This is a genomic window from Daejeonella sp. AP26 (assembly GCF_056680515.1).
In genome coordinates, this window is sequence record NZ_CM155286.1 from 874471 (window position 1) to 887680 (window position 13210).

Here is a 13210-nt window from a genome sequence, read left to right on the forward strand (position 1 = left end):
GGGTACCGGCGCAGGGACGGCGCACATACTTGTTATAGCTTTAGAAAGACTATTAAAGATATGATAATTTCTACTCACAGGCCGTTTATGAATAGTTATCTTTTAGATGAATTGTGGAGATTATCCAAATATTTCCACAACTGGATTTCTAATTTCATACATCGGGTCAATATAGTCTGCTTGCCATGGTATATTTAGCAGGGCTAAGATCTACTTGATGTGATTAGGCACAGGAAATACACTTTGCTACTTCTTTCTTCCCTTTGATTATATAATATTAGGCCGTTGAGGTTTCCGAAACTCAGGTAGTGGAACTGCAAAAAGCGATAATCGAAATATATGAAGAGATGCTTCTCAGTAAGCTGCCTCACAGTTACCGCCCTTCCAGCATCTCCAACTGCTCAGCTATCTGACTCATAAAGTTCTCAGGTAATGATATCCCGTTTATTAAGTTCCATCCGTTTTCATCCCTCCGGAACCAGTATTCTCTTCCTTTACTGTTCATAATATACCAGCCCTTATAATTTCGTGTCACCGTTCTTGTATAAATTCCCCCCTGATACCTTATGCGGATAACTGTCATGGATCAAAGGTAAGCGATACTAAGTTTTTTAGCAAACACAAAAGGCTTTCCTTCATCTGCACATATACTCATCCGCACATTTGCACATCAATTTTACCGTTCCCTCAATAATTCCTACCGTTCACCCTTTTAATCAAGTGATTACCCTCGATAGTTTTATATTGAAGAATTATTCCACCCTCGCATCATATGCAAAATCGGTTTGGAAGATGGGGGGAGGAAAGGTGGAATTTTGTCTATACCGATGAGCTGTACGGAGCCCGACTGGAAAATATATTCCGGGAATTTAAGATAGGTAGGGTAGCAAAACTAAAATAGAGATTCTTGACCTACTGCTTTTGCATGTATCCGGGTATCGAAGGCCTTCATATTTAAAATAAAAGGTATGTTAGCTGACCTAAGTGAAATATATACGCTATCAACAGCATATAACCACTAGTTACCTGCAAGTACAATAACCTAGACTAACCTTAATCATAAATGAATAGAATAACTGCTGTAATCCTAGTTCTCTCCTTTTTAAGTTTAACCTCATTAGGACAAACCCTGAACGTCGCAAAATTAGACAGTTTCATCAATTCTCTGTCGTCTCGAGAATTAGCAATGGGCAGTCTGACCATTTCAATAGATGGGAATGTTCAATATCAAAAGGCACTTGGTTACTCTTACATCGATGGCAGTAAAAAAATAAAAGCAGATGTCAATACAAAGTATAGAATAGGGTCGGTCTCGAAAATCTTTACTGCGGTTCTGATTTTACAGCTTGTAGAAGAAGGTAAAATCAGCCTCGATCAAAAACTAAGCGCTTTTTATCCTAATCTTCTTAACTCTGATAAAATTACAATCCGCCAGATGCTTTATCATAGAAGTGGGATACACGATTACACCAAAGACACCAATTTTAGGGAATGGATGGACCAACCTAAAACACACGATGATTTATTAAAGATTATACAAGAAAAAAGAATAGACTTTGAGCCTGATGCCAAAGCGGATTATTCAAGTTCTAATTATTTGCTGTTAGGCTACATAATTGAGAGTGTTTGTAAAATGTCCTACGAGGATGCTTTGAAAAAAAGGATAACATCCGCGATTGGACTGCGGGACACCTATTACGGAAAATCCATGGATGCAAGGAAAGATGAAAGTGCATCTTACAAATATTCTGACAGCTCTTGGAAAAGTGAAAAAGAAACCCATCTAAATATACATGGTGGCGCAGGCTCAATTGTTTCCACCCCGACTGATTTGGTCAAGTTTATCGATAATTTATTTGCTTATAAGCTTGTCAGCCGAAAGAATGTTATGCTTATGAAGACTTTGATTGACGAATACGGAATGGGATTATTTGCTGAGAAGTATGGTTCAAAACCAAGTTTTGGACATAATGGAAGGATAGAAGAATTCTACTCTGCACTCTGGCATTACCCTCATGAGAGGCTCTCAATTGCCTATTGCACAAATGGTATTAATTATCCTCGGACGGACATTATAGAGGGCGTACTACAGATTTGTTTTAACGAGCCGTTCGACGTGCCTTTCGCAAAAACTGAAGTTTCAGAATACAACACCTTAGATAGATTTATAGGTCGATATAATTCGCAGCAACTCAAAGTAATTTGCAAGAAAAATGGAACACAACTGGAATTAGAGACTGGTGGTAAGATTTTTAAATTACAGCCAATAAGTAAAAACTATTTTATGAATACATCAGGTGGCTATTTTTTTCAGTTCTATCCTGAGAAAGGTGAATTACAGATAAAAGAGACAGACAATATTTACTATCTAAAAAAAGCAAATTAGATACCTTTTGGCGCAATGACGACTATTGGTCTGTTACCGAAACCGTGTCTGAAATCCCATTGAAAGATAAAAAAGTTCCCCCATCGCAAATCACCATTTGCACATTGTTCCCCCTTCCTTCATTTGCACATTTCCTCATTTGCACATTTGCCTACCGTTCCCTCAATAATCCCCACAGTTCACCCTTTTAATCAAGTAATTACCCTCGATAGCTTTATAATGAGAAATTATTCCACCCTCGATCATATGCCAAATCGTTTTGGAAGATGGGGGAGGACAGGTGGAATTTTGTCTATACCGATGAGCTGGATGGAGCCCGACTGGAAAATATAGTTCGGGAATTTAAGATGGGTGGGGCAGCAAGATCAAGTTTAAGATTTAGACTTTCTAATTTTATATTATTTATATTCAGCGATGCTAAAAAACTATTTGAATAGAGGTGTTCTTAGTTTAACCGCCATGAGCCTTCTCTCCTGCAATCTAAATAGTCAACCAGGACAGGAAGCCAAATTAGTAAGCGAACTGACCTCGGTATCAGTCAAATATGTTGAGCAACTACAATCAGTTGATAGTCTAATTACTGCGAAACAGTATCTAACTGCTAAATTGAAATTAGACACTCTTATTGCGCAAGATACAACGATGCCACCTTTTTTTTATGAGCGAGCCGTGTGTGAGACGCAATTACTCTTCCATAATGAGGCAATAGAAGATTTCAAAGTAGCTCTTAGAATGGGTTACAAGGAAGATCTCTGTCGAGCGATGATTGAGTTTAATGAAGACGCACGTAAGGATGATCCATCGGTAAACTATTTATAGCCCTACAGGGTATTTCATGCCATTGCAGAGTGCATATCAATTATGGAATGACCTACTACCTTTGTATTTAACCCAGGCATTGAAGGCTTCATAATAAAATAAAACGTATGTTAACTAACCTAAATGGAATGTATACGCTATCAGATGCGTATATCGACTAGTTACCTGCAAGCATTTCGGACGACCACTATATAACAAATGAACTAAATGAAACGGAATATAATTAACGAAATAATAGCTATAAAATCACGTTCCGAATTTAACTCCCGACACGACTACAGTAGTCGACTTAACGACATAGAATATGCTTTTAATGAAAGTCTAAATTATAATGGTGACTTTGACAAAGAACTGGTAAAATATATTCCAATTGCCACAGTTGCCTGTTTTGAAGCGTTTTTTCGTTCGGTTTATAAAGAACTAATTGACTTTGGAAAACCGTTCAGCGACAATGCAATTAAATTTAACCAATCAAAGAATGTGAAATTTGATTTTGACATCATTAACGCTATTCAGACGAAGACAGTAACTGTTGGAGAATTTATTTCCCATATACTTCCCTGCAACAACTTTGATGATATAAACACAAACCTTTCTACTTTATGCGACATTGACTTCTTAGACCAAATCAAAGAATTTAAACGAGAAAGTATTTTTGAGAGCCTTGATGATAACTCAACACAGTTCATTGAAAATGGCGGCCAAATAATAGCTGACATTAAACGGACTTTTGAACTAAGACACATCTTTTGCCACGAGTTTGCATCAAATTTACGCATAGACAAAGAAGAAATTTTAAGATGTTTTAATAACGCTAAAATTTTCCTTAATCAAACTAACGACTATATATTGGACTTGATTTATCCTAATGCACCAGAAACTCAAACCGAAATGAATATTCACGCTTCTAATGAGTTCGAAAAATTTGAGAATGATTTATCTATTTTAATCTCAGCAATTAAAGAAGCAAAAAATGATAATTCAGATTTTGATTTAAATCTTGAGTTGTTTGACAAGACTATGGCACAATGGAAAATTTATAGAGAAACAAAAGCCGAGTTAGACGCATCTGGCGTGGAAGGTGGAACAATGTACCCATTACTTTATTCCAGCAGTTTGAGTACCACAACAAAAGAAAAAATTGAAAGCTTAAAAATTGAATTTGAAATTGACTTAAGAAGATATGCCAGCAGGTAACAAGGGTTGGCCAAAAAGCTGGTTTAGGGCTTAAATGATGTTTTCCGCCTCGTATCTAGTTTAGTGCTGGCAGACAGTTCACTGCTTTCAAATTCGCTTCTTCGCAAGGCCCTAACCGTGTGTGACTTGAATCAAGCTTAATTAACAAAAAGCATGAATGCTTTAAAACTGATGGAAGCCTTTTGGTAAAAACAAGAGATTGGACTTCCGGAGACGACTTTCAGGAGTAGTTTTCAAACCACCTTATGCTGCGAAATCCGGAAACGGTTTTTGGTGGTGAGCGATAAGGAAAAACGGGGGCAAAGACCTCTATAGGTGTGTATGATAGAGCTGAACGAAAGTGAACCAATGCTGAAGCCTCGAAAGGGCAAGTTGATGTCAAAAGTAGGTGGTTACGTTTGTGCTTACGACAAGGTGTAACGGTCACCTGATTACCGGTTACATGGCATCCGGGGTTAAGTTGGCAGGAATATCATACAGGCCGTTTTAAGGAACAAGTGAAGTCGTTACCGCCCTGTAACCGTAAGGGGAAGCACGCGCAAAAGGATGATGTGAGGTAGCGGCGGCAGACCTGGCCGTAGTAGTGAAGAAGTTGCCGTAACGGCAAGGGAGCGAAGGGCCAGGCTTGTTTAGTTTCAAACCAATTTACAACCAGCAATGGGATGATTGATTATTATGAGACAAAATCACAGCCAATAACCAAGGTGATGGTTTTACAGGCTTATAAGAAAGTAAAAGCTAACAAAGGCCACTTTTTGCCATACAAGAATGCACGAATGTGCCCGTCGTTGAATTCAAGCAATCCATTGTCGCATTCTTGTATGGCTTGATGTAAATGTTGAAGTGTCATAAACGTCCTTTGATTTTTACGTGACTAAGTTAAAACAATACCCCAAATGATAATGCCAGTTTCCGAGTATTGAAGATTTCTGAGAGATTCATTATCGAAATTAATCGGTCAGCCTTTTTTATGAATGCTATTCATTACATTTTTGGCACTTCTAATAATTTCGCTAACGAGTTCACTAATTGGTGTTATCGTTTCATATGGTATTATCGAAGAAACACAGGGTAAGTCCTGAAAATCCTGAAACATACCAAATGGCTTTTGTCCATCTCTAATAATTGGGATTAAAGGCACACTTCTTAAGCGAGGTACTATTGCAGCCAGTTCATTAGGAATACTTCTTGGATTGGTTAGATCAGCAACGATGAAATTTGCTAAATGGGCTATTGTGGAGACAGTCTCCGTATGGTTCCGTGTTTGAAGTTTTTCAAAATTATAGATCATGGGAACGTAGTCGTTCAGCCGCAGGTTCCTTTTAATGTTCTCCAGGATTTTCAAATCATCCAATGCAAAGGACCCAAGTATCAGAACAACCTTAGTAACCAAGGTATTTATCGCTGACCGCACACCCTCACTTCTAAGCAGCAAATAAATAAACTGAGCCAGTTCCAAATTATCAATTGTAATCAAGTCTTCATTGAATTTCGAGACCACCAAATCCTCCTGCTTGCTATCTCCATCAAATAGATTTCCCCATGCGGAAACTCCATAAACATCCGCCTCACTTATATTGGCACCTTTAAAATTACAACTATGAAAAGATGCGGCTTCAAGTATGGCCCCGCGTAAATCCACTCCTTCCAGATCAGTTTCGGCAAATGAAGCCCAACGTAAATTAACACCCAAAAGGCGTCGGTCACCGCTAAACTTGTCCCTTTCAGGACTTATAATAGTGGAGTTATTAAGCTTTGTCCGAATAAAAATACACCAGCAGAGCCAGGCATCATTAAGATTACAGTTCTGCATACTGGCTTCAGTGAAATCGGATTGGTCAAGGTGATATCCTGACAGATCCATTCCATCTAAATTTGCATTCTTAAAATCAGGTCGAATAAGTATATCCTTGTCCTTCCACGAATTCCATGTTTCTCTCCCAGCTTTAAGCAATTCCAAGTGTTGTGGATTGGACATAATTTTGCTGATAAAATTTACAAACCTACTCTTTTCATTGACTCCTCTTTTCCAAAGCGATACTTTGACTTTATGGGTTTAAGCGTAAACGATTTAGTATCGTCGTCAATATCACAGGTTGTCTCATTGTCAACGAGGATGTTTTTGCCTTTTTTATAGATGGTACATTCACTTGCACCTATCAATTTCAACGAAGAATCTACCGTTTCAGGAGCGATAGCCACATTAAACCCTAAACCGTGTGTCTGAACGCTGGGATAATAAATCCCAGCATTGGTTGGGTGCAAGGAAAATTCTGTGAAAATTGCCGAAATCATATAAAGCTGGTGAGGATCAGTACATGTCATTTTTTTTGCGAACTCCTCGGCCAAATAAGTAGTCATCTGTAGAGATCTATTGGTTACGTCGGCCGGCATTTTCCTCAGGAAATCATTGTATGCTTCATTTAACTTAAAGGTATGAGCATGCTTTCCAACAAAATCATCATGGTAACAAATAGTGATAAGAGGAATATCTTTAACAACTAACCACTTCGAAAAAGTTAGGGTCTGGATGCCATTCTTTTCGTCCCTAATTAGATGTGAAGCTTCAAAAGCCGGAGCGAAACGAGCGTTGCCAGAGATGTCATCAACTGAATTTGGTGGAATAATTCCGCCATAAAACATCGTTTGTTGAGGGGTGCTAGCACGCTGATAGGTGTCATTGTATTGCTGAGGCTTATAACTAAGTTCTGCTCTTAAAGAGTAGACATTGTTTTCTTCATTTGGCCTTGCTCTTACGATGATATGACCTGGATGAAGTACAGTCTGAATAAAGCCAATACGTCCCATATGATTCATGAGAAATCTAACGTCATCTTTTGGGTCTTTCTTAAGATCTAACTGCCGGATTCTTTCAATGAGTTCCTTGATTTCCATAAACGTGCTTTTTTTTCTTCAGCTACTGGCTTAAATATTTTTAAATTTTCCATAAAGGCAAAGGCCCATAAGCCATTCATTTTTATAGTGGTATACTTCCTTTCTCACCTTCATCAAGATAGGGCTAATGCAACCTCAAACAGTCATTAATTATCTTTTAATTGCATTGCTCCTAACACTTCTTTAATACTATTTGCACCTCCAAATTCGAAGCACTGAGGTGGGATATTTTTTTGAAGTTTAAGAGCCTTCTTTACAATTTTCTCAAAATTATCCTGCCCTTCTTTTGTGGGCTGATAATCAACAATTAATAATCCATCTTCATAATCTGTAAAACACTTGATCCATCTTTTTATTAATTGATTGATATGCTCATCCCTAAAACTATATCCAACAATGTATAATTTATTAAATTTTGCATATGTACAGTAATCTTTCAGACTTCTGTAATAATAATCAAAGGGGTATTCATTCATTTTTAATGACTTGCCGCCACCAGTTATTATTGCAGGATAAAGGGGATATCCGTTCGTTTCAATAGTATTATAAAGATCATTTTCTAATATCTGCTCACTCCTGAATTTTATTGCTTTATTTCTTTCGTAGTCGTAGAATAAGGAAAGTGACCCATGTAAATGATGAAGCTCAATGTCACTGGAGCCTAAATGCTTATGACTATTCAAAGCCGGATCAAAATCAAATTTATCAATATCGGTGCCTTTAAGTTTATATGCCGGCCAACAAAAATCAATGAAATCATTTGTGCCTATCACATCCAACAGAATAGTTTCCGCTAACAGATCATAATTTAAAGTAAAAACAAACCCCTTTTTTCCTGCTTTTAATTCTCTTCCCAAAAACTCCGAAAAACCTTGTAGTTTTTCTTGTATGTCAGTCTTACGTACGTTTCCAATTATTAAGGCTAGTATTTGAAGAATGTATTTGTCATAAATAGACTTAATTATCTTTTTATGTTTGACTAATTCCGGATCATTTAAATAGAATCGTTTTAAAAAATTTTGCCCTACTTCACTTTGTATAAATTCATCATACTTAGTGACACTCATATATGCCTCTTCAATTTTTGAAAAATTAACTTCAAAATCATCAAAGTCCAAGGTGTCAACCCCTCCACAAATGGATGTTAGAAACTCCTTTTCGTCACCCTCTAACCGGTCAATGAAATTTTTTGTAATCGTTTTTAGGGAAAACGCTGGTGATAATGCCATTGACAGGCCATTCCCAAACAAAAACAATGATGTATTATTTTGCATTAAATATGAAATCCAATTTGCTCTCTGAAAAGCCATGAAACGGAAAGCCTTCCCACTTTTCCTAGAACCTAAGCCCATCGTCTTCATTAGCCTCTGAATCAAGAAAACTTCTTACAACTATCCAGCTTTTTTGCTAATTCTTACTTCATTAAACGTACTTATTAAAATCTAATGAAAGAATTAACTTGTAATAAAAAGGGTGAACGGTAGATTTTGTTGTGTGAACGGTAAGTGGCTGAAGCCTATGATCTAAGATTTATTCTTTTACCACACTCGCCGTAACCAGCAAATATGTTAATTGTCAACAGACAAAATTTTATCCGAAGAAATGTTCACAAAATTCACTAACCATTCATAAATAATAATAGTAGATTACAGATCATTTGAACAGGGGCACCACCTGCATAAAAACTGGTTAAAATATAATATGGCACGCAAGTACCCGAAATTTCTATGGAGTAATCCCACCAAAACAAAATCTATTGGTCCCTTTATTATTCACGCACTGCAGCCACGCTTCATTTGCAAACCTGTATTTGACCAAAAGCGTAATTTGATTCATACCACATTGATTGATGCATGGGAACCGGACTATGATGCATATCAGATAGACGATATCATGAACGAAATACCTGTTTGGTTTAACCAAGCAGGCCGGGCACAGTCGGTGAATGAAGATGATAAACTCATATGCGGGATCCTCCAGCTTGAATTCTTGAAGGATTACCGAAACCATTTTACGGTAGAAGAAGCACGAACGGCTCTTCAAATACTTTTTCCAACAAAGAGCAAAACAATTTATCGAGGCCACAGCTCTTATGGACTTAAGCATTTACTGGAGGCGGTTAGCAGGATAGTTTTAAAAGATAAATACAGTGCCTACAAATACTGCAGTAATGAAACCATTATAAAGGCTTTCGAACTAGAAGGATTCAAATGGACCCAGGATGGACCTAACAGGTATATGAACCTTGGGGCCAAGGAAGTTAAGCAAGCTTATAAAATATTCAGGTATTAATCAGGGAGATGGAACCGAAACGGACTATAGAAGAAATTCTTGACCTGCAGACAGGCCAGTTAATTCAAGCCTCGGATTTTTTCAAAAAGCCATTTGACGAATTGATCCGTCTTCGATCGGAAATTGATAGTGCTAATCAGGGATTGCGTGCAAAATTAATAGTGTGCTCAGTCTGCGGGGAACACATACGAATGTTAGGGGGAAAAAGCAGCCAGGTTTTCGCTAAAAGTCGGAATTTCCATTTCGCTCACCTGCATAATAGTAAAGATTGTCCTATCAAGACAACCTCGAAACATTCGCGTGAGGATATTGACAGAATGAAATATCGGGGTGCACCAGAAAGTTTCCTGCACCAGGATCTTAAAGCCAAAATAGCAGAAGGACTAAACCGGAATAAATCGTCGAAGGGGCAAGTCTCTGAAGTTAACATAGAAAAGGTGATCCGGAGCCTAGATGATAAAGAATGGAAAAAGCCGGATATTAATGCGGTTTTTAACAATTCCCGGATAGCAATAGAGCTACAATTGTCTACTACATGGCTCGATGTGATTACAAAAAGGCAGCATTTTTATAAAGAACAAAAAATCTTTATTTTATGGGTATTTCATTCGTTTGAAAGTAGTGATGATTTTCGCAGGCTAACTAAATCCGATATAATTTATACAAATAATAATAATGCGTTCACGTTTGGCCCTGAGGAATACAGGCACTCGTTAGCTGATAATGATTTGCGGCTAAAATGCAACTACCTGGAGTATTATGCAGATGAACATCAAGTCCGTTCTAAATGGCGTCTCACTGAAGTGTCGTTGGATGAACTAACGTTTAACCCTTCATCTTACCAGGTCTATTATTTTGACTCTCTAACAAGTAAGCTCACTGCGGAAAAAGATGTTGAAGCTTATCTGGCAAGTGAATTAAAGCGGGAGAGGGAAGAGCAAATAATTCGCCAAAAAAGAATATACGAGAAGCGAGATTTGGAAGCAGATCTTAAGAAACATCTAAAAATTAGAGAAGCGATTGAAGATGAAATTAAAGCGATTGAGAAAAATAGTAAGGATTCAATTCTTCGAAGCGGACCGCTAAATAACCGGATCGAGGGGCTGAGGGAGGAAACAAGGCAGCTTTTTCTGAAGCTATCTGCACCTGTAAGCCCGTATGTGCCAGCACCGGTTAACCTGACGATGATCAGGCTACATGAGGATTTAAGGGTACTCATAGGTAATTTGAAGCAACTCAATGAGGCGCGTTATGATCTACTTAAAAGAGTACAGAATATTACGCAGTTAGAAAAAAAAACCGTTTCCGGTAAATCATACCGCGTTTTGGATAAGATAAGGCATTGGGAATATATCCAGGAACACCAAAAAGTTTTATGGTGCTTCCAGCTAGGACAGGAAGTTAGCCTTTTTAGCACACCTAAGGTTGATCGGATTGTTAGCCACCAATTGGAGCAATTAAAGTTTAATAAGAATATTATGGTCATGGCAGATTTGGATGTTGATCTAAATGCTTATGCGCAACAATTGAAGGAGGTCGATGTGCAGTTGGCGGTGGAAAAGGACCATTATAAGCTATTTGAGCAGTCGTTCAACCTAATTATTTACCAGGAACTTTACACCCACTTCGCCAGCGAAATGGAAGGTGCAGATTCTGAATTGGTGCGTAATGCAATATTAAATACGGATAAGGAACACGAATTGGCAATTCAAAACAGTCAAATAAAAGCGTTAAAACATAGACTTCGTGAGTATTTCTATGTGGATGAGTGATATTATGTTTCTATCCTAAAATGATAAATGTAGTAATCCGTATAATAATTAGTGCTTGATAACTTAGGACAATTGCATTTTGCTATTTTGTTTGATCGCTTCAACGATGTCTGGCCTAAACACGCTCAGTATACTGTCAAAAATATCTTGTATAAAGGGAGCCACCCAGTATTCTGAATCCACATCAGGCTTTTGTCCAACTTCAACGCTATCCAAATAGTCTGTTGACATCATGTAATGATCGTTCAAATAGAACAAGTAAGCTAAGTGTAGAATGAAAACTTCTTGCAAATCGCTACGGAAAGTTTCGAGAATCGGAATCCTGTCCTTAAGGTAAACTTCATTGTCGTTCAGCAGCAAAGTCTGGTAATAAAGGTAGTGTGTGTGATCATTGCATCTTTTTCTTAGCGGTTCAAAAGGACTGCCCTTAAATTCACCATTTGAATACATCAGTTTGGTAATGGTTACAACCCTTTCTGAGTTGATGATATACTTGGACATTTTTTCAAATCCCGGAATGGATTCTGTTCCTTTTACCCAGTTATTGATCTTATCTACAACAAAATTATCAATCGAAAAGTGGTCACCCAGATATAGATTAGAGTAAATATTAATAATTGCAGAATCATAATATTTTCTTAACAGAGAGTAGCCATCATTCATTCGTCCCCGTTTCAAGATGTCAGATATGGATTCCAAAGTACCCTGCATGGAGCTGAAAACATAGGTGTCCATGTTTAGCAGGCCATTAACGCCCTGCGTAATCCAGGTCATATTTAAGCCAGACAGTCTGCTGTAGACTGTTAAATCATTAAAGATTTCGTGTTCTTGATATTCTTTTCCTTTAACGTTCATTGTGATTAGCTAATTTTCTAAAATTAACAAGCCTATACGTCACCTATCTGACATCAGGATTTATTTGTTAACATCCTGTATTTTCTTTGAGGTGGATCATAAGGTTTTTAATAGTTTAGCTTTCTAATGTATAATACGTGTTTTATTTTATACCGACAAAAAAAGGAATTGGTGCTGAGTTATGGGGTACCTATGATGATCTGAGAACTATTTACGAGGTGATCGGAAAATTCTGGAGCCGGGACGGCTTTACTGACAAAAAAGGATTTGCCAGTCGGGATCAGGTTATCAGCGGTTTTGTCCACGAAATCAGAAAGGCCTACCAAGGCAGTAGATTGACCAGAGAGTATAGTCATTTTATGCCTGATGCTGTAACTCACTTCGGCTGCAAGCTTTCCTGGGTGCACATCATTTTTGCGATGAACGCGATCAGGTTCAATATGCGTTTTTTTGAAAGTACTAAAATGGACCTGGGGCTAATGCTTCAATTGGAATATTGGTTGGAAGAGTCGGCGCGGAGTTTTGACGCAGTAGGCGCTGATGCGCTAATCGCTTACCTTTCGGGGGGAGTAGACCAAGCCAACTTGCATTTGTATCAGTTCATGCGCAGTATCAATGCCGATTATTTTGAGCTTGGTGGCGGAAAAACGGCTTTCAAAAAGTTGACACAGCTTTTTAAAAGAGCTGTTTATGGAACAGAAGAATACAATCGCTATAACACATTTCTAGTATTGGAGGCTCAGAAATTGAAATGTGACGTTTCGGATCTGGAACTGAGCGATGACCATATTGATTACGATAAACTAATATGGTAAGTGTAGCATAGCGTAGCAAGTTTAGAATACGTCGCTCGGGAGGTAACAGGTGCTAGAGCACAAATTTTAGCGGCCTATAACCACGATTAATTATAAACCAAAATATTAAATTTAAAGTGTGATTTATGATGAACCGTACGTAGCTTTAGAGCATTAGCCACCTATCACTATTAAATAAA

Annotated in this window: 11 protein-coding genes; 6 read left to right on the plus strand and 5 right to left on the minus strand. The window is 37.8% G+C overall.

Annotated features, from left to right (window positions below):
• Window positions 1–373 precede the first annotated feature (373 nt).
• Window positions 374–583 carry a hypothetical protein gene (locus AC1MCB_RS03740; protein WP_479967409.1) on the minus strand — a complete coding sequence of 70 codons (210 nt, stop codon included), beginning with the start codon at window positions 581–583 and terminating at the stop codon, window positions 374–376.
• 480 nt (window positions 584–1063) lie between these two features.
• Between AC1MCB_RS03740 and AC1MCB_RS03745 the strand changes: the two genes are divergently transcribed.
• The 3 genes from AC1MCB_RS03745 (at window position 1064) to AC1MCB_RS03755 (ending at window position 4402) form a co-directional block, all read left to right on the plus strand.
• On the plus strand, window positions 1064–2386 hold the full coding sequence (locus AC1MCB_RS03745; protein WP_479967410.1) for a serine hydrolase domain-containing protein: 1323 nt from the start codon (window positions 1064–1066) through the stop codon (window positions 2384–2386).
• 414 nt (window positions 2387–2800) lie between these two features.
• The gene (locus AC1MCB_RS03750; protein ID WP_479967411.1) at window positions 2801–3205 is read left to right on the plus strand and encodes a hypothetical protein; all 405 of its coding nucleotides are present in this window, start codon (window positions 2801–2803) and stop codon (window positions 3203–3205) included.
• Between the two features lie 207 nt (window positions 3206–3412).
• Window positions 3413–4402: a lysozyme inhibitor LprI family protein gene (locus AC1MCB_RS03755; RefSeq protein WP_479967412.1), complete on the plus strand. Its 990-nt coding sequence runs from the start codon at window positions 3413–3415 to the stop codon at window positions 4400–4402.
• A gap of 958 nt (window positions 4403–5360) precedes the next feature.
• Here AC1MCB_RS03755 and AC1MCB_RS03760 read toward each other — a convergent pair.
• The 3 genes from AC1MCB_RS03760 to AC1MCB_RS03770 form a co-directional block, all read right to left on the minus strand.
• Entirely contained in the window at window positions 5361–6362 is a 1002-nt protein-coding gene (locus AC1MCB_RS03760; protein ID WP_479967413.1) for a pentapeptide repeat-containing protein, read from the minus strand.
• Between the two features lie 35 nt (window positions 6363–6397).
• Complete coding sequence (locus AC1MCB_RS03765) at window positions 6398–7297, minus strand: hypothetical protein (protein ID WP_479967414.1); 900 nt, start codon at window positions 7295–7297, stop codon at window positions 6398–6400.
• A gap of 146 nt (window positions 7298–7443) precedes the next feature.
• Window positions 7444–8571, minus strand: coding sequence for an SIR2 family protein (locus AC1MCB_RS03770; RefSeq protein ID WP_479967415.1), 1128 nt, complete (start codon window positions 8569–8571; stop codon window positions 7444–7446).
• A 427-nt stretch (window positions 8572–8998) separates the two neighbouring features.
• Between AC1MCB_RS03770 and AC1MCB_RS03775 the strand changes: the two genes are divergently transcribed.
• A complete protein-coding gene (locus tag AC1MCB_RS03775) occupies window positions 8999–9589 on the plus strand; it encodes a hypothetical protein (RefSeq protein ID WP_479967416.1) in 591 nt (196 codons plus the stop codon).
• Window positions 9590–9597: 8 nt separating this feature from the next.
• Window positions 9598–11361, plus strand: coding sequence for a DUF6035 family protein (locus tag AC1MCB_RS03780; protein ID WP_479967417.1), 1764 nt, complete (start codon window positions 9598–9600; stop codon window positions 11359–11361).
• A gap of 63 nt (window positions 11362–11424) precedes the next feature.
• Here the strand turns inward: AC1MCB_RS03780 and AC1MCB_RS03785 are convergent, their stop codons facing one another.
• Entirely contained in the window at window positions 11425–12216 is a 792-nt protein-coding gene (locus AC1MCB_RS03785) for a hypothetical protein (protein WP_479967418.1), read from the minus strand.
• A gap of 137 nt (window positions 12217–12353) precedes the next feature.
• On the opposite strand from AC1MCB_RS03785, the gene AC1MCB_RS03790 reads away from it, so the two are divergent.
• Window positions 12354–13031: a DUF6904 family protein gene (locus tag AC1MCB_RS03790; RefSeq protein WP_479967419.1), complete on the plus strand. Its 678-nt coding sequence runs from the start codon at window positions 12354–12356 to the stop codon at window positions 13029–13031.
• Window positions 13032–13210 lie beyond the last annotated feature (179 nt).